The sequence below is a fragment of the Chryseobacterium sp. MEBOG06 genome (assembly GCF_021869765.1).
In the GTDB taxonomy this organism is placed as follows: Bacteria; Bacteroidota; Bacteroidia; order Flavobacteriales; family Weeksellaceae; genus Chryseobacterium.
On sequence record NZ_CP084580.1, the window covers coordinates 2,888,953 to 2,906,674 of the forward strand.

Consider the following 17,722-nt stretch of genomic DNA (forward strand, 5'->3'; position numbering starts at 1 on the left):
CTTTTGACACAAACATTTTCATAAACTAAAACCTCTTTTAGTTCATTATTTTGAAAAAATATCGGATCTTTTTTATATTTTCAGTTGAAAAAGCTTCGCCAATGTTTTGATATTTATCAATTCTTTTCATAATTAACTCTTTGACCAATGGATCAACTATATTTTCAAGATTATTGAAATTCTGATTTAATTTTTCTTTTTTTTCAGAAACCCTTTTTATCTTACCCATTACAGTCTCTTCGTGAAGTCTTCCCCTCGGTGTCCAAGTTATTTGCTCTTTTGAAGAATTCTTTGGCTTGTTTATATTTTTACTTAAAACTTTAGAAGACTTTTTAACAGATATAAAAATTTGCTCCAAGTGCCTACGAACTTGCTCTCTTAAATTCTCAATAGGAGTTATAGACCAATCATCAATCTGATCAGCAAAAGCTTTTAAATCAAAATTTTCTACATTTAAGAATTGTGCATTCGATTTAAGTTCCTCTTTTGACATGCCACTTCTTTCGTACTGATAGAGTTTATTAAGATTATTGAGTCTGAAAATTATCTTCTGATCTGTCAGAGCACAAATTAATGCATCTACAGCATGATGCCGATGGTCATCTCTTTTTGACCAATCCTTGATTATCTTTATTTCTTTTGTTTTATTTGTTCCATCCTTTATGATTTTAGTATCTACAAGACCCAAAAGCTTATACTTATCAAAGTTTACTTCCTGCATCACTTCCTTCAATCCCCATTTATCTCTAAGAAAATCTGTAACTTGTCCAGTTGTGGTAAATACATTTTCACAAACATTTTTAAGAAGCTTTACTGTTTCTTTGGAAATATATTGAGAATCTTTTTTCATCCTTTCTACAAAATCAGATGGAATATCATCTCCTTTACAAATCAGGTTGTCAAATTTGGCTTTATTTATCTTTCCTTTTCCGTCGTTATAAAGTTCATTTACTTTTTCTAAATATTGCTCAAATACTTCTTCACTCTTCCCACTCATAAAATCGTAGGCTGTCAATTGATTTTTTGTAGAATTACATTTTTTATGAGCAAGAATAAAATTATTCATATTGTTCGTAAATGATCTCGATTTCGGAAGTATATGTTCAAGATCCGCCTGCCCGGAAATAAAATCGGACATAGTAATTTCCCGGTTACAATAAAGACACTGTCCATCAGATTCTTGCCAGAGTCTATACCGCTGAATATCCCTGCCATTAACGATTTTGTAATGATATTCATTACTCAGTACTTCTCTTATTTTATCATTTTCTTTTCTGTTTCTGAAATTGGAAACACTTATTCTTTTTCTCTGTTTAGCACTATTTCTAAGCTCCCTGGCCAATTCAACCCTTATTTCATCAATTTTACCATACTTATCAATAATTTGATTCACAATATTCACAACCTGATTCAAAATCTGCTCTACAACCGGATTTCTCAAGCTGTTTTTAAGAATTGGCTGAAGTTTGTCCGTAATTTCAATCTTAGTTTTGTAGCCGCTATGATCATAACCAACCTTGTCACAAGCATCACTATATCCCAGACCTTGTTCCATAAAAGGAAGAATTTTCTTGATAGCTCTTGTTGATAAATTTCCATAGTCAGCATTATAGGAAACTTCATCAGCAAAGGTTTTTGACTGTTCTTTAGTCAAATTAAATCGCTTTTGAAGTGTATTTATAATTTCATCATCTGTAGGTAACGAATAAGTAATATGCCATAGCTCAAACAAGCCTCCCTTTTCATCATTTTCATATGGATTGAAGTGCAGATATTCTTCACATTCTTGATCGTTTAAACCAGCATTATTCAAAGCCTTTTTAATAACTGAATATGTTCTGCTACCATCCAATTCAGGAAAGTTGAGATAAACATTTTGACCTTGAAATGAAAGTATTTTTTTTATTTCATTGGCCGATAATTTAAATTTTGTGTTTAACTTAATCCCTTTGAATAAATTGTTTACCAATTTTTTTTTCTGTTCTATTGTCGGTTTATATTTATCTCCATTTTCAAAAGTAACTTCAAGATCATTTACTTTTTGCCAAATACGAAATATTTCAAAAAAGGGAGATGATTTACTTATAGCTTTATGAAATTTTTCAAAAGTACAGTCAGAAACAAGACCTTTTTGACTCTTTAATGGTCTTTGGTAAAAAAGAATTTCATTTTTTAATTTTTGATATAAAGTATTTTTACTTTTTGATTCAGAATATCCTGTTAAGATATCAGGATAAAAACGAGTTTGAAAATTCCATACTCTATCAAATTCCTCAATATATGATGATCTTAAATAAGTTCTTTTACGCAAAATTGTATTTTGAGCATTTTCTGCATTTGAAAATTCAGCATATAATTGTTCACCAATAGTTTTACTTTTCAAATTGCTTTCCAATTCAGCTATTGCCAATTTGTATTCTGAAGAGTTTTCTTCAGCCGTTTTAGATTTCCTGTTGCTTAGGAATCCTCTTCTTTGGTTTAAGTGCATTAACACCCTCCCTATTTCCTGTAATGATAATTTTATTTTTAAAGAGTCATTTCGTAGTTTGTAAAGACTCAATTCATCTAATTTTATTAAATCTTCATCAGGATACATATTTAATTCTTTCAAAAAAGTGTATAACTTACTCTTTCGCAATTTCGTTCTCTGATAACCTCTTCTAATTCCTCTCGAAGTTGTTCTTGGTAAGTTTTTACTTGCTGTATTACCTGAGTAAAATTTACCCTGAAAATTTGGATCTTCGGGTACTATTCTTACAGCCAATTCCTCTATTTCTTTTTTATTATTTTCTTCCTGAATAATTGCAACACCTACAGATGAAACTCCTACATCTAAACCTACTATTAGTCTCATAATTATTAATTTTTAGATACCACATAAAAATAGAAATAAAAAAAATATTTAAAATACGGATTCCCATAAATGTGTTAAAGATTTTTTCTTCTATATTTGTAATAATAATTTTGAAAAGCAATTCACAATAAGGATTATTCCGTTGTGAAAACATTCAAGGCGGGGCAACTCGCCTTTTTTCGTTTTAAAATCTTATTTTAGCTATCCGAAAACAGAACAATGACGACCGTAGAATTTATACAGAAGCAGCTCAATATTTCTGAGAAGAGCATCAACAATACTTTACAATTACTGGCAGAAGACTGCACAATCCCTTTTATTGCCCGTTACCGAAAGGATAAAACCGGAAATCTGGATGAAGTTCAAATTGAACAGATTTCCAAAATCAGCAAACAGTTTGAAGAGATTGTTAAAAGAAAAGAATCTATTTTAAAATCTATAGAAGAACAGGGCTCATTGTCTCCTGAACTCCAGCAAAGAATTAAAGAAAGCTTTGATATTACTGAACTGGAAGACTTATATCTGCCATTCAAAAAACGCAGAAAAACCAAAGCAGATACTGCTAAAGAAAAAGGACTGGAGCCTTTAGCAAAGATTATTATGAGCCAAAGGAATGATGATATTCAGCTTCTGGCTTCCAAATACCTGAATAACAATGTTGCCTCCGAAGAGGAAGCTCTTCAGGGTGCAAGAGACATTATGGCGGAATGGATCAATGAAAATATGTATGTGCGTAAAAACCTCCGTCGTCTGTTCCAACGAAAAGCAGTAGTTACTTCTAAAGTTGTGAAAGCTAAAAAAGACGAAGAAGATGCACAGAAATTCTCCCAATATTTCGAATGGGAAGAAAATCTTAACAGAACACCTTCCCACAGACTTCTGGCCATGCTGAGAGCAGAAGCTGAAGGTTTTGTAAAAACAAATGTCGGAATTGACAAAGACGAAGCTATTGACTTCATCGAAAAAGCAATTATCAAATCCAATAATGAAAGTTCTGAACAGATTGCACTGGCAATAAAAGACAGTTATAAAAGACTTTTAGAGCCGGCGATCTCCAATGAAGCTCTTCAGGAAGCAAAAGAAAAAGCTGATCAGAAGGCAATAGAGATTTTTTCTGAAAATTTAAGTCAGTTACTCTTAGCTCCGCCTTTGGGAGAGAAGAGGATTTTAGCAATTGACCCTGGGTATAGAAGTGGATGCAAAGTGGTATGTATAGACGAGAAAGGAGACCTGCTCCATAACGAAACCCTCTACCCTCATGCTCCGCAAAACGAAAGCGGAATGGCGATGAAAAAAATCCGTTCTATGGTTAATGCCTATAATATTGAAGCAATCTCTATTGGGAACGGAACGGCAAGTCGTGAAACAGAGTTTTTCATTAAAAAAATAGCTTTTGACAAGCCATTACAGGTTTTTGTGGTTTCAGAAGCCGGAGCATCAGTGTATTCTGCAAGTAAAATTGCAAGAGAGGAATTCCCGACCTATGATGTAACGGTACGTGGTGCCGTTTCAATCGGAAGAAGATTAGCCGATCCTTTGGCAGAACTGGTGAAAATAGATGCCAAATCAATCGGCGTAGGACAATACCAACATGATGTAGACCAGATCCAGCTTAAAAGTGAACTTGATTCAACGGTAATGAAGTGTGTCAACTCAGTAGGAATCAATTTAAATACAGCCAGCAAATCATTATTAAGCTACGTTTCAGGGATCGGAGAAAAAATGGCAGAAAACATCGTCAATTACCGGGCTGAAAATGGGGCTTTTGAGGATAGAAAACAGCTTAAAAAAGTTCCAAGGCTTGGGGAAAAAGCTTATCAGCAGGCAGCGGCATTTGTGAGGATTACTAATGCTAAAAATCCACTGGACAATTCAGCAGTACATCCGGAAGCTTATGGAATTGTTGAAAAGATGGCTAAGGACTTAGGTATTAAGACCAATGAACTGATTGCCAGTAAGGAGAAGATAGCTTTAGTAAAGCCGGAAAATTATATCACAGAAGAAACTGGAATTTTAGGAATAAAAGACATTTTGAAAGAGCTTGAAAAACCAGGGCTGGATCCGAGGAAAGCAGCTAAAGTGTTTGAGTTTGATCCGAACGTCAAGAGTATTAAAGACTTAAAAGCAGGCATGATTTTACCCGGAATCGTCAATAATATTACCGCATTTGGGTGTTTTGTGGATCTGGGAATTAAAGAAAGCGGACTGGTTCATATTTCTCAGCTGAAAGAAGGTTTTGTATCGGATGTCAACGATGTAGTAAAACTCCATCAGCACGTTCGTGTGAAGGTAACAGAAGTAGATGAAGCGAGAAAGAGAGTTCAGCTGAGCATGATCCTTTAGTCTTCGAAATATGGAAATAAACATCAATCAAAATATAAACACTGCATTTTGAAGTATAAAAATTTAATTTTCGACTTAGATGGAACTCTGTGGGATCCACGGGCTACCATTATAGGAATATGGAATGATGTTTTACATCAGCACCAGCTTATTGAAAAAGATCTGAAGCCCGAAGATATGGATCAGTATATGGGGCTTCTGGCAAAAGATATTATCAAAGATATAGTATCCGGTATTTCAGATCAGCTGGCTGAGAACATTCTGGCTGAAATTGTAAGCCATGAAAACAAAATTCTGCGTACCCGCGGCGGGATTTTATATGAAGGCGTTGAAGAGACCCTGAAAGACCTGACCCGACATTATAATCTGTTTATTGTAAGTAACTGTCAGGACGGTTATATCGAAGGATTTTTAGACTATTATAAGTTCAATCATCTCTTTGTTGATTTTGAATCTCACGGCCGGACTCAAAAGCCTAAAGCAGAAAATATACAACTGCTCATGGAAAGAAACCATTTATCTGCTGAAAATTCAGTATACATAGGTGATACGCAGACAGATCACGACTCCTCTTCTGCTAATAGTCTGCTTTTTATTTTCTGTAAATATGGTTTTGGGAAACTGTTGAACGCTTCATATGAACCTTCCATCTTAAAGTTTTCAGACCTGCAAACCTGTCTTAAGGCTATTACAAAATAATGAAAATATCTGAGCTTAAAGAATATTCCACCTATCCATCATACCAGGGAAACAGAATCCACTCAAATGAATTTAAGTATGAATTTAAGCAATAAGATCTTTAAAACCTGTACCGTTAAGGATGACAAAATAATAGAAATGGAGAAACTTCTCCAGAAGCAATATCAATTATAGAAGTCTATACTTCAAAACTTAATGCTTCGAATAATAATACAATTTTCTCTAATTGAAACGAATGAGAAACAACAAATAATCAATTTATTATTTCAGTTGGCCATAAAATGAATTATCATTCTATGGATGAACACATTACCAGCGAATAATTGATATATAGCAAAAGAAACAGTCTCAAAATGAGACTGTTTCTTTTTTTCATACTGATACATAAGTATGTTAAGATATTTTTATAAAGGAAATTGAAACAAGAACAGTTTGTTTTTGCCTTGGTCCGTAAGGGCTTAAATTATTCGAAGCAAAAAGAAACCTTACACTGGCCCGGAGACATACATGTTGGAGTACATGTAATATCGTAGCACAATAGCAGACCTGGTCTGCAGCCGCTTTCACCAACACCTCCCTGAACTGTTTTTAAATTCTCTCTTGATAGTTTTTTCAAATTTTTCATGATAACTTGTTTTTATGGTTATTGTTTTTCCAAATATATGAATTTATTTGACATAGGATTATTTTTTTTAAAAATCACCAAATTAATACAGGTTTTTACTGTAAAATTCTACAGAAATTCGAAAATGTAAAATCCATATATGGTAAAAGGCTGCCTTTACAGACAGCCTTTCACTCATTCTTATTTTTCCAATAAAATCTCCTTTATTTATAATCTTTCGAACTTCTTCTCGGTTCCTTTGCCTCCGGCCATTGTATGGTTTCTCCTTTTTCATCCTTTGGCATTACTCTTTTTTCCCTGTTGCTGAACTCAGGATCTTCAGATGCCATATATGCTAATGCAGCTGTTAAAACAACATTATTTTTAACCTCATCAAAAACAATCTTATCATATGTATCTTTTGTCGTATGCCATGTATAGCCAAAATATCCCCAGTTCAAAGATCCTAAAGAAATTCCGGGCACTCCGGCCGCAACAAATGATGCGTGATCAGATCCTCCACCTCCGGGCATTCCGGGAAAATCTGTTTTGATCTGGCTTCTTACTGCTTTTGGTGCACCATCAAGCCATCTTCCTACATAGTCGTATGCTTTTACAAATCCCTGCCCGCTGATATTCACAACACGTCCTGTTCCGTTATCCTGATTAAAAGCTGCCTGCACTCCTTTTATAATCTGAGGATTATCTGCCACAAAGCCTCTGGAACCGTTTAATCCCTGTTCTTCACTTCCCCAAAGCCCTATAACGATTGTCCGTTTATTGTTTGGGTAGTATTTTTTAAGGATTCTCATGGTTTCAAGCATAGTAAGCGTTCCTGTTCCATTATCTGTAGCTCCCTGAGCACCATCCCATGAATCAAGGTGGGCGGAAAGAATGACATATTCATCAGGCTTTTCCTTCCCTTTAATCATACCAATTGTATTAAAGTTTTTCGCTTCAGGAAGTATTTTGGACTGAGCATCGATTTTAATTTTAGGCTGAGCTCCTTTTTCTGCCATTCTGTAAAGCATTCCATAGTCTTCCACATCAATATCAATCATTGGGATTTTGGAAGTTTTTGCTCCAAAAATTCTGTTAGCTCCCATGATTCCCGTCCAGTTTGAAATAGCGATTCCTGCCGCTCCGGCTTTTTCTAAAGCTTCCGGAAGGGTATTATTATCATAACCAATATTTTTCACATATGCTGTAAAGTCTTTGGCAGCCTGTTCCTTTTCTGCTTTCAGCTTGTCATAGAGCTCAGGGGTTGCAAATTCCTTGATCTGCTCATCAGAACGTCCTATTTTCTGATATTGCGCAATCAGTACGATTTTCCCTTTGGCGGAAGGAAGCCAGTTGTCAAACTCTGCTTTGGAAGATACTTTAGGAAGAATGATGACCTCCGCTTCAATTGCTTTTTTCGTAGCAGGACTCCATGCCAGTTGTGTTGCAGACAAAGACTTTACACGCGGATAGATCATATCCACATGAGTAATCCCCCTCTGCCATCCTTTCCAGGTTCCGAACTGCTGAAGGTTAGCATCTATCCCCCATGAACGCAGCTTTCCTGCACTCCATTCATTGGCAGCCAGCATTTCCGGTGTTCCCACAAGGCGCGGGCCTATACCGTCCAGCAGTTCATAAGCCATGTTTTCCAGTTGCGAATTGTTATTTACCTCATCTACAAAACTTTTCACGATTGGGTCAAGTTTTTCTTTTGGGTCTACTTTTACCTGAGCCCATGAAAACTGAGCAGCCAGCATTACTGCAGGCACTGCAAAAAATCTATTTATCCTCATAGTATATATTGATTGCTTTAAAGATAAAGGAATTTAGGGAAATGATGAAGAAATGAGTATGAAAAAGTTCCTGTACAAAGATATTCTGAGTCTTTTTTGTTCTTTTAACAGCAATTAACAATACTCACTGAAGTCTAATTGTGGTAAAAACACCGGAATCAAATATTTTTCTCTCAGAACAATTTCTTTTAAAGCTGTATTTTAGAATAACCTGAAAAGGGAAAGGTTATGAATAAAGGAAGAAAACCATTTACAGGCGCTGGAAGCTTTTTCTAATTCCCCATCAGAAAGGAAATTCAGGGAATAAAAAAGCCGGCTCATGAAAGCCGGCGAGGGAACGAATTATTTTTTAGCTTCGTCTACAGAAACTTTTCTAAATTCTTTGAACAATTTGCTAAGTTCTAAAGCTGCTTTACGAGCTCTTGTACCTGCTGCTTTGTTTCCTTTTTCTGCTTGCTGGTTTGCCTCAGTTGAGAACGCTTCAAATTCTGCGTTGATTTTTTCAATTAGTTCTTTCATTTATTTAAAAATTTAGGCTGCAAATATAGGTTTTATGGCGATTCCAGCCTAACCGCAGTGAAAAAAAATTGTGCAAAATCACTATTTTTTTCACTTTCACGAACATAAAAGCACGTTTTTACAAGTTTTACTGGTTAAAACCTCTTAAACAAAACGTTTTAACACCTATCTGTAAAGATATGAACTTCATTTTTAAAATTAAAAAGAATTCAGAAATCACTGAAATACTATATTTATAACGCCAAAATAAACTGATAGATCTGTACTATTGATTTTTTATTTTATATTTGAAAAAACGCATAACCTATGTTCAGAAAATTATTCATCTTTGCCTTTATATGGCCTCTATTTGTTTACTCGCAAGATAAGATTAGTTATAAAGTTTTTTATAATAAAGATCTTGAACAAAACGGCTTAAAAGTTCAGGTAGATTACACTCTTCAGAAACCATCAGATACTCTTTCCTTCTTCTATGCTAATAAAAATTGGGGGGAAAATAACCTATTCAATGCCTTGTCCATATCTAAAGAAGATAATCCTAATATTACTTTTGAGATTCTGCCGGAAAAAAATAAAATAAAGGTTAATATGAACAAAGGAGAGAAAATCTCTCTTATTTACCATATCAAACAGGACTTTAAAGATCCAGGCTATAAAACATTCAACCGCCCTAGAATCAATAATACCTTCTTTCATGTCTTAGGAAAAAATCTTTTTATCGTTCCAAGATCATTTACCAAAATACCTGAAGATCGGGAGTTTGAATTCTTTATTGAGTGGGTTGATTTCCCTCCGCAGTTTAAACTTCATAATAACTTTGTTACCCAGATCCGGAAGCAGAGAATTAAAACTTCCCTTTGGGAAGGATTTTATAATTCACTATTCATCGGCGGTGATTACAGATTCCATTCTTTTAAGATCAAAAATAAGCCGGTTTATTTTGTACTAAGAGACCAATGGCAAAATGGATTTACTGATGATTTTTTATTTTTAAATCTCAAAAAAGCCATACAATCTCAGAGGGACTTCTGGGAAGATTACGACCAGGATTATTTTACAGTAATGATGACACCTACCGTTTCACAGAAAGATACCCTATTCAAGGGATATAGCACTAAAGGTTCTGCTCTTAAAAATGCTTTTATGATTCAGGGCACCAATAATCCTTTTAACAGTAAGAATTCTTTTCTCTATCTGATGCATCATGAACTGATGCATGAGTGGATTGGCAATAAAATTCAAAATAAACATGAAGAACTGAATTATTGGTTCAGTGAAGGTTTTACAGATTATTACACCTATAAAAACAGGCTCCGAATAAAGGATATTTCTATGGACGAATGGCTGAAATTGTTCAACAGTGAAGTCATTAAAAATTACTGGAACAATCCACAGCGAAATATGCCAAATTACAGGATAAAAGACGATTTCTGGAAAAGCGGTGATGTGGAGAAGATTCCCTACCGCCGGGGAGCTATTTTTGCTTTTTGGCTGGATAATCAGATCATGCTGAAAACACATTCGAAAAAGTCATTAGACGATCTCATGAGAGAACTCCTAAAGGTATGTACAGAAAAGAATGTAAAATTTACGGATGAATTATTTTTGGATCTTGCTCAAAAATATCTGAGCATGGATATCTCTTATTTCTTTCAGAAACACATCATTAGTGGAGAAAACATTGATCTTCTTAAGGAAAAATGGATCGATGGTTTTGAATTTAAAATGATGGATGGTATTCCACAGCTGGAAATTGATGAATGCAAGAATATAAAATATAGTATTGATTAAAAAATAAGGTTCTTTACAGTCTATTCTTGATGGCTTATTAATTTTCATCTTCAAAGAATAGACTGCCAGCACTTTCCAATAAGAGCAAGCTTTCTGAGGTAATTCTCTCAGCGAAAACAATCCGGAAATGATGGCTGTATCTATTGGTAAAAGAGAATGTCTCTCCCGGGGTAAAAAGTATTCTGTTATTTTTACAATATTCATAAAATTTCTTCATCTCCACACTCTCAGGCATTTGTCCCCAAATGCTGTACCCACCCTGTGGCTTATGAAAATAGGAACCTTCCGGAAAGGATTTTCTCAGGGTTTCCAAAACCAGAACGGCCTGCTCATTTAGCTTCCTGCGGAACGAACGCAAGTGACGTTCATAGCTGCTACCCTCCAAAAGTTTAAGAACCAGCTCCTGATAGATTGGAGAAACGGATCTTCCTAAAGCAAATCTTGCTCTTTCTGCTTTCGAATAAAACCTGCCTGCATACAACCATCCCAGTCGGATACCGGGTGCCAGTGTCTTTGAAAATGATGAATAGGTCATCACCAGTCCTTCCCTATCAAAACTTTTTATACAACGCGGCCTTTTCTCCCCAAAATAAAGGTCGGAATACATATCATTTTCTATAATACACATCTGATACCTTTCTGCAATATGCAGTATTTCTTTTTTAACCTCATCGCTCATCATTATACCGGTAGGATTATGAAAATTCGGAGTGACAATCAATGCGCGGATATCATTTTCAGCACAAGCATTCCTGAAATATTCCGTATCGAAACCCTCTCTGTAATGTACCGGAATTTCAATCACTTTAAGATCCAGATTGGTGATCACTTCCAGCACAGAAAAAACACAGGGACTGTCTACAGCGACTATATCTCCGGCTTTGGTTACAGACTTTAATGCAATGGTAAGTGCCTGAAGCGCTCCATCAGTAATAATAAGCTCATCAGGATTAAACAGACATCCATACTCCCCCATTTGTTTTGCAATATCCTGTCTTAAAAGTTCGAGCCCACTGGAAGGATAATACCGGAGGAGTGCTGCCCCTTTTTCACGGATTACTTCCTGCATTGTCCTCAGAATGAGCTTTTGAGGAATTAATAAGTCCGCCGGCACTGCATTATTGAAAGAACTTGATTCTGAAGCCCTTCTTGAAGTCAGTGCTATATTTTTCATAAACACCTCGTCTCTTACTGCCGGCGGAAGTTTGACCCTGGTCTCGGGGATGTATTCTTCTCCTGTATCTGCAACAAAATACCCGGAACGCGGAATGCTTACAATCAAACCTTTAATCATGAGATACTCAAAGCCGCTCTGAACCGAACTGGTGCTCAGTTTATACTTTTTTTTAATTTCCCGGATCGAAGGAAGCCGGTCTTTTCTCTGCAAAATTCCGTTGCGGATCTCCTCTTCAATAGCCGTTGTGAAAATTTCATATTTATAGGTCTTCATCATAATTAGTCAAACTGTACCGGACAAATTTACAAAAACAAATATCTGTACCGATTATATTTTAATAAACTGTACCCTTTTTGAATGGTTTAATCTTATAATTTTGAATAAAAAAAATAATGGATATCATTTCAAAATTTACAATTGGGTCTGAAGAGGGAATTTCTGATCTTATAGCCATCATTGATTCTTCAGTGTATGCCCTTCATAAAGATTATGTTTCTGAAGAAAACATTAAAAATTACATCCATAAAGAAATTGATCCAAGAAAGATGATCAATGAACTGAATGATCTTTCCAACCAGCTAATTATGACCTATGCAGATCAGAAGCCAATTGGTTACAGTATTGTTAAAAGTGGTTCTGTATACCCCGGTTTAGCGGGAGGTAAAAGGTCTACAGAAATCAGTTTCGTGATTCTTCCTGAGTTTGATTCTCCGGAAACAAGACAGTCTCTTTGGAAAAAGTGCAGGTCTGCAGTGAGTTTCGCAGATGTTATCTGGATCAATATGCTGGCTCATGATCCACTTCTGGAGTTTTTAAAAGAATCAGGTTTCAAAGCAGCTGCAGAGGTTAATGCAGGACCTTTTCAACTGCCTTCCCACATCATGGAAATGGAGATCAGTAAAAATTAAAAGGGTTCATCAGCAGATCAGGGCAGATTGATATAAAAACGGATCAGGTAAATCTGAATACAAAAGATTTACCTATCTTTGATTTTTATAATTTATTCACAATGAGTGATCAGCTGGAAACGATAGAGGATTATTACAACCGTATCCGTAAGAATCAGATCAGAGTATTTGATTCTGATGATTTTGAAACAGGTAAGTCTCATTTTAACATTTCTATGCGGAAGTACTGCAGCTTCAAGAGCCCCTACAACCGCCGGGATTACTATAAAGTGAGTTTCATTATCGGAAAAGGCACCTTTCAGTATGGTCCGCACCGATTGTATATTGACCGTCCGGTTCTCTTTTTCCCTTCCCCCAACATTCCTTATTCCTGGGAATGCGAAGGTGAGCAGGAAGGCTATTTTTGCTTATTCAACCAGGAGTTTTTCCATGGAAATTCTGAATTCAATTTGTTTAAAAAAACCTCTTTGTTTAAGGAATGGAGCAAACCTATTGTTTTCCTTACCGACGAGCAGACTTTACTGGCTACTTTATATTTTGAGCAGATGTATAAACTGAATAATTCTACCTATCCTTTCCGTTGCAGCAGTATCAAAAACCACCTGGCATCTGTTTTACACCTGGCTTTGGAAAACCGGGTAGATGACATTAACCCGAATGAGCTTCCTGCCAATGTAAGATTGTACAAAGTTTTTGATGAGCTGCTGAATAAGCAGTTTCCGCTGGATTCTCCTGCTTATCCGCTGTCCTTAAGAACACCGTCTGATTTTGCACAGCAACTTAATGTGCATGTGAACCATCTGAACTCATCAGTGAAGTCAGTGACTAATCTTACCACAACACAAATCATTAAAGAAAGGATGTTTGAAGAGTCTAAAAATCTCCTGAAGTATACCAACTGGGATATTTCAGAAATAGGATATACTTTAGGCTTTGAGCAGCCCTCCCATTTTAATAATTTTTTTAAAAAACACGCACAGACTTCACCTCTGAAATTCAAAAATTCCTTTTAAAATTCAAATATTTGAATTTTGTAATTTTTACTTTGTCTTTTAAAACTGATTTCAGTATTTCTTATCTTATTTTTGCAGGGTAAAAAAGAATGAATATGTTGAGAGAAGCATCTGAGCAGCGCATCAGATTAATAACCATTATGGCGTTTGTTTCCATCCCGCTTTCCGGGTTTGTGACAGATATTTACCTGCCATCCTTTCCATCTATGGCCAGAGAGCTTTCGGTATCGGAAAAAGACATTCAGATCACGCTTACTTCTTATCTGCTGAGTTATGGAATTTCCCAGCTTTTTGTAGGAGGTATTCTGGACAGTATAGGACGTTACCGTCCCAAATTAATTGCCTTATTCCTGCTCGTCATCAGCAGCCTTTTAATAACGATGACGAATAGTATTCTGCTGATCTGTCTGCTCCGAATTCTTCAGGGAGCTGCGGTTTCTGTACTGGTGGTTGCCACCCGTGCTATTTTTGTAGATATTTATGATTCGGAAAGGGTAAAACATTATCTGAGTTATTTCACTATCGTATGGTCCTGTGGTCCTATCCTTGCTCCTTTTCTCGGAGGTTATCTTGAAAAGCTTTTCAACTGGCATGCGAATTTTTATTTCCTTGCTTTCTATGCCGGATTCCTGTTTTTGTTTGAGTGGTTTTTCAGTGGTGAAAGTCTGCCGGAGAAAAAGAAGCTTAATCTTTCAGAAAATATCAGCCTGTATAAGATGATGCTTAAAAACAAAATTTTTATGTTGGGTATTTTCATTTTGGGGTTAAGTTATTCTATTGTGATGTTATTTAATATTACCGGGCCTTTTATCATTGAAAATACATTTCATTTTACGCCGGTAGTTATCGGATACTGTACTCTTATCTTAGGATTTTCATGGATGATAGGCGGTTTTATAGGAAAAAAAAGGCTTACATTAGATTTTCAGCCCAGAATTCTACAGCCTATTCTATTGCAGATGTTGCTGATTGCGTGTTTAATTGGCATCAGCTACTTCGCAGAAAGCCTTTTCATTCTGATTCCTTTTGCCTTTTTCATCCATATATGTTCCGGAATTCTGTTTACTTCGTTTTTTACGTCAAGTATGCTTTATTTCCCTAAAAATGCAGGAACAGCAGGTGGACTGATGGGAGGACTGGTATATGTTATTACGTCTGTTACCAGTTTTATTATTTCCGTAACGGGAACGGTCACCGAGCAGAAAGGGTTATCCTGGCGCTATCTGATTATTGCCGGTTTACTTTTCGGAATCATACTGATTATGAATCAAGTTGTAAAAAAAGAAAAAGCAGAGAATTAATCTCTGTTTTTTTTTGCTGCTATTCTAAATCTGAGTCGTGAATAAACCCTACCCACTGTCATATAATATTTTATGATTAATTAGTTTTAATTAAAACTAATTTTTCTTATATTTGTTATAACGGGATGGAGACATAAAATCTTTTTCAGATTTGAATGCAGTTTGGTTTATCATTATTTTTAAAAGTATGCCTGTAAAGCAAAACAATATTTCTGAACTTGCTCTTGAGCTGGGGATGGCAATGAGTGAAATGAAAAGCCGTTTGAGACAAAAGATTCAGGCGACTATTAATGATTATGATCCCGATCTTTCTTTTGAACTTATTGAAATTCTGGGACTGCTTTCCCGCAATAACGGCATCAATCAGCAGGAAATAGGAAACAAGGTAAGCAAAGATAAATCAAGCATCACCTACCTTATCAACAGTCTGGTAAAAAGAGATCTTGTTGAAAGGGTAGCTTACAAAAATGACAGGAGGAATAATCAGATTTTTCTTACTCCAAAAGGAAAAAATGCTGTGGAGACGATTTATCCCTGGGCATTAGACCTTTATAAAAAGGCAGCCGGCGACCTCTGTGAAGATGAAATAGGCCAGGCACTTGTCCTTGTAAAAAAAATGACAGCAAACCTGGAAAACCAGGATTAAAACTTAATATAATATGAGAACAATCCTTGTACCCATTGATTTTACATCAACTACAGAAAATGCGGTAAGAACAGCTGCAGATTGGGCAAAACAATATGAATACCAAAATATTATTCTTTTAAAAACAGCCGGAGAATCTGAATTTGATTATCTGCACATTGCTGAAGGGCATTCATTTGTGAATGAAGAAAGTGTCAACAATTTACTTGAAAAAACGGAGCAATTATTTGATCAGCTCCATGCAATTATCACAGAAAAATCACCTGATATAAAAGTTTCCAGAGTATTAAGCGACTGGGCTCTTACCCGAAGCATCAATGAGGTTCTAAAGAATCAGCCATCTGTAGAACTGATTATTCTGGGAAGTGATGACAGTACTTCTTCTACAGAGAGTTTTGTTTCTGATAACATTATCAGCATTGCAAGAACAAGCCCTGTAAAAACGTTGATTGTTCCTAACAGCTATAGATACAGTGCCGTAAAAAATATATTTATTCCCTGTGATCTGAATGGTGTCAAAAGACTGGAAAGGTTGTTTCATCATAAGCCTATTATTCATCAGAAGGATGTCCGTTTATTGTTTTTAAATATCAATACCAGTGAAAAAGAAGATATCAGTGATGATAAGAAAAGAGAACTGGAAGAATATATTCAACAGCATTTAACAGAAATCCCGAGCACTATTCATTATTCTCATGATAAAGACATCATCAACGGAATTCTTACTTTTGCGTCTTCAAATGACACTGACCTTATCATTGCTTTACCGGGCAAACACAGCTTCCTGTATTACCTGGCCAGCAGAAGTATTTCTGAAGGAATTTACCAAAACACCAACCAGCCGGTTTTAATCTTAAAATAATACAAGGGTTTTCAATCTTTTTAACTTAAGGAAGTTTATTCTTTCATTTCAGATCTTAATAATAGATCTTGGTGCTGTCCAGTTTGACAAGTTTCAGCTCGTTCATTTTTTTGATATACCTGATGACAGTTTCTACCCGAAGACCTGTTAAAGTAGCTATCTGCTGTCTGGTATAAGGAACAAGAAAAGAATAGGCTTCCTCAAATCCGAAATACCCCTTGATGTGATCAAATAATTTTTCAAGTTTTACAATAGGATCTGAAATCACCAGAAAACTGGAAATCATATATCTGAAATGCAGCCTTTCTGCTGTATATTTATTCAGTTCCAGCATTAATAAAGGATTTTCCAGCAGTATCTGGAGCAATTTGTCTTTAGGAATTTTGATAATTTCACAGGAAGTGACTGCAATAGCATTAACAGCATAATTGTGGCCGGTAAATAAGTAGCTTTCCCCAATGCAGTGTCCGTCAAAGGGAATACCGTGTACAAACTCTTTTCCATCTTCCAGGAAAGTATTCAGTTTCACAGTACCATACTTTATCTGAAAATAGTATTTAGCAGCCGTTCCTTCCTCAAAAATATAATCTGCTGCATTATATTTTTCAAGTTTGGCTCCATGCGACAATAACAGGTCTTCATTTATGATCATCTTGTCATTCTTAATTTGGGTAAAAATACTGAAAGTATGATGAATATTATAGTTTAGCAAATATCATTATTCTTTTCGGGGGCTAATTCGGGAGTTTACATGCTCAGAAGTTTGCCTTATCAGGCTGTGATTTTCTTCTTATGCTTTACTCCCCATTCTGCCAGGGCAGCAATAACATCTTTTAATGATTCACTATATGCGGTAGGAACATATTCTACCAGTACAGGTTTCTGATCGGTAAGAACGGTTCTTTCAACCAGGTGGTTAACTTCTAATTTTTTCAGTTCGCTGGACAGTACTCTTGCTGAGATACCATTAATGGTGCGCTGTAGTTCGTTGAACCTTGTATGTCCGCCTAAAATTGCAATCATCACTCTTATGGTCCACCGTCCTCCCAGAACATACAAAGCATCTTCAGTAGCAGCGAGATGAGTGCTGCATTGCGGCCGTGAATACACTATTTTTTCGTCTTCCATATTCTTTATTTCTATTGCAGCTAACCTAAATGTTATTACTAACCTTTTGGTAACTGCTATCTTTTTATTAGTAAATATAAA

At 35.7% G+C, this 17,722-nt stretch carries 15 protein-coding genes; 8 read left to right on the forward strand and 7 right to left on the reverse strand.

Translation table 11 applies throughout. From position 1 onward, the window contains the following. Nucleotides 1–37: 37 nt before the first annotated feature. A complete protein-coding gene (gene cas9, locus LF887_RS13280) occupies nucleotides 38–2,854 on the reverse strand; it encodes a type II CRISPR RNA-guided endonuclease Cas9 (RefSeq protein WP_236854688.1) in 2,817 nt (938 codons plus the stop codon). Between the two features lie 219 nt (nucleotides 2,855–3,073). On the opposite strand from cas9, the gene LF887_RS13285 reads away from it, so the two are divergent. Both LF887_RS13285 and LF887_RS13290 read left to right on the forward strand, forming a co-directional pair. Continuing rightward, the gene (locus LF887_RS13285) at nucleotides 3,074–5,197 is read left to right on the forward strand and encodes a Tex family protein (protein WP_236854689.1); all 2,124 of its coding nucleotides are present in this window, start codon (nucleotides 3,074–3,076) and stop codon (nucleotides 5,195–5,197) included. Nucleotides 5,198–5,245: 48 nt separating this feature from the next. Next, complete coding sequence (locus LF887_RS13290; protein WP_236854690.1) at nucleotides 5,246–5,896, forward strand: HAD family hydrolase; 651 nt, start codon at nucleotides 5,246–5,248, stop codon at nucleotides 5,894–5,896. Between the two features lie 463 nt (nucleotides 5,897–6,359). Here LF887_RS13290 and LF887_RS13295 read toward each other — a convergent pair whose 3' ends face one another. From LF887_RS13295 to LF887_RS13305, 3 genes are all read right to left on the reverse strand, one after another. Next, complete coding sequence (locus LF887_RS13295; RefSeq protein WP_236854691.1) at nucleotides 6,360–6,521, reverse strand: bacteriocin-like protein; 162 nt, start codon at nucleotides 6,519–6,521, stop codon at nucleotides 6,360–6,362. 203 nt (nucleotides 6,522–6,724) lie between these two features. After that, nucleotides 6,725–8,296 (reverse strand): M20/M25/M40 family metallo-hydrolase, encoded by a 1,572-nt coding sequence (locus LF887_RS13300; RefSeq protein ID WP_236854692.1) that lies wholly within the window; start codon nucleotides 8,294–8,296, stop codon nucleotides 6,725–6,727. 342 nt (nucleotides 8,297–8,638) lie between these two features. Beyond that, a complete protein-coding gene (locus tag LF887_RS13305) occupies nucleotides 8,639–8,815 on the reverse strand; it encodes a histone H1 (RefSeq protein WP_236854693.1) in 177 nt (58 codons plus the stop codon). Between the two features lie 306 nt (nucleotides 8,816–9,121). On the opposite strand from LF887_RS13305, the gene LF887_RS13310 reads away from it, so the two are divergent. Continuing rightward, entirely contained in the window at nucleotides 9,122–10,606 is a 1,485-nt protein-coding gene (locus tag LF887_RS13310; protein WP_236854694.1) for a M1 family aminopeptidase, read from the forward strand. 37 nt (nucleotides 10,607–10,643) lie between these two features. Here LF887_RS13310 and LF887_RS13315 read toward each other — a convergent pair whose 3' ends face one another. Then, nucleotides 10,644–12,059, reverse strand: a complete 1,416-nt coding sequence (locus LF887_RS13315; RefSeq protein ID WP_236854695.1) for a PLP-dependent aminotransferase family protein — start codon at nucleotides 12,057–12,059, stop codon at nucleotides 10,644–10,646. 116 nt (nucleotides 12,060–12,175) lie between these two features. Between LF887_RS13315 and LF887_RS13320 the strand changes: the two genes are divergently transcribed. From LF887_RS13320 to LF887_RS13340, 5 genes are all read left to right on the forward strand, one after another. Next, on the forward strand, nucleotides 12,176–12,691 hold the full coding sequence (locus LF887_RS13320) for a hypothetical protein (RefSeq protein ID WP_236854696.1): 516 nt from the start codon (nucleotides 12,176–12,178) through the stop codon (nucleotides 12,689–12,691). A 101-nt stretch (nucleotides 12,692–12,792) separates the two neighbouring features. Then, nucleotides 12,793–13,704 (forward strand): helix-turn-helix domain-containing protein, encoded by a 912-nt coding sequence (locus LF887_RS13325; RefSeq protein ID WP_236854697.1) that lies wholly within the window; start codon nucleotides 12,793–12,795, stop codon nucleotides 13,702–13,704. Between the two features lie 95 nt (nucleotides 13,705–13,799). Next, nucleotides 13,800–15,005 (forward strand): MFS transporter, encoded by a 1,206-nt coding sequence (locus tag LF887_RS13330; RefSeq protein ID WP_236854698.1) that lies wholly within the window; start codon nucleotides 13,800–13,802, stop codon nucleotides 15,003–15,005. 187 nt (nucleotides 15,006–15,192) lie between these two features. Continuing rightward, nucleotides 15,193–15,651 carry a MarR family winged helix-turn-helix transcriptional regulator gene (locus LF887_RS13335; protein WP_236854699.1) on the forward strand — a complete coding sequence of 153 codons (459 nt, stop codon included), beginning with the start codon at nucleotides 15,193–15,195 and terminating at the stop codon, nucleotides 15,649–15,651. A gap of 13 nt (nucleotides 15,652–15,664) precedes the next feature. Then, the gene (locus LF887_RS13340; protein WP_236854700.1) at nucleotides 15,665–16,513 is read left to right on the forward strand and encodes a universal stress protein; all 849 of its coding nucleotides are present in this window, start codon (nucleotides 15,665–15,667) and stop codon (nucleotides 16,511–16,513) included. A gap of 55 nt (nucleotides 16,514–16,568) precedes the next feature. Here the strand turns inward: LF887_RS13340 and LF887_RS13345 are convergent, their stop codons facing one another. Both LF887_RS13345 and LF887_RS13350 read right to left on the reverse strand, forming a co-directional pair. After that, nucleotides 16,569–17,165 (reverse strand): Crp/Fnr family transcriptional regulator, encoded by a 597-nt coding sequence (locus LF887_RS13345; RefSeq protein ID WP_236854701.1) that lies wholly within the window; start codon nucleotides 17,163–17,165, stop codon nucleotides 16,569–16,571. A 119-nt stretch (nucleotides 17,166–17,284) separates the two neighbouring features. Continuing rightward, nucleotides 17,285–17,641, reverse strand: a complete 357-nt coding sequence (locus tag LF887_RS13350) for a winged helix-turn-helix transcriptional regulator (RefSeq protein ID WP_236854702.1) — start codon at nucleotides 17,639–17,641, stop codon at nucleotides 17,285–17,287. Nucleotides 17,642–17,722: the final 81 nt, after the last annotated feature.

Coding starts and splice junctions, on each gene's coding strand:
- cas9 (WP_236854688.1), bottom strand. CDS start 2,854: ATGAGACTAATAGTAGGTTTAGATGTAGGAGTTTCATCTGTAGGTGTT.
- LF887_RS13285 (WP_236854689.1), top strand. CDS start 3,074: ATGACGACCGTAGAATTTATACAGAAGCAGCTCAATATTTCTGAGAAG.
- LF887_RS13295 (WP_236854691.1), bottom strand. CDS start 6,521: ATGAAAAATTTGAAAAAACTATCAAGAGAGAATTTAAAAACAGTTCAG.
- LF887_RS13300 (WP_236854692.1), bottom strand. CDS start 8,296: ATGAGGATAAATAGATTTTTTGCAGTGCCTGCAGTAATGCTGGCTGCT.
- LF887_RS13305 (WP_236854693.1), bottom strand. CDS start 8,815: ATGAAAGAACTAATTGAAAAAATCAACGCAGAATTTGAAGCGTTCTCA.
- LF887_RS13310 (WP_236854694.1), top strand. CDS start 9,122: ATGTTCAGAAAATTATTCATCTTTGCCTTTATATGGCCTCTATTTGTT.
- LF887_RS13315 (WP_236854695.1), bottom strand. CDS start 12,059: ATGATGAAGACCTATAAATATGAAATTTTCACAACGGCTATTGAAGAG.
- LF887_RS13320 (WP_236854696.1), top strand. CDS start 12,176: ATGGATATCATTTCAAAATTTACAATTGGGTCTGAAGAGGGAATTTCT.
- LF887_RS13325 (WP_236854697.1), top strand. CDS start 12,793: ATGAGTGATCAGCTGGAAACGATAGAGGATTATTACAACCGTATCCGT.
- LF887_RS13330 (WP_236854698.1), top strand. CDS start 13,800: ATGTTGAGAGAAGCATCTGAGCAGCGCATCAGATTAATAACCATTATG.
- LF887_RS13335 (WP_236854699.1), top strand. CDS start 15,193: ATGCCTGTAAAGCAAAACAATATTTCTGAACTTGCTCTTGAGCTGGGG.
- LF887_RS13340 (WP_236854700.1), top strand. CDS start 15,665: ATGAGAACAATCCTTGTACCCATTGATTTTACATCAACTACAGAAAAT.
- LF887_RS13345 (WP_236854701.1), bottom strand. CDS start 17,165: ATGATCATAAATGAAGACCTGTTATTGTCGCATGGAGCCAAACTTGAA.
- LF887_RS13350 (WP_236854702.1), bottom strand. CDS start 17,641: ATGGAAGACGAAAAAATAGTGTATTCACGGCCGCAATGCAGCACTCAT.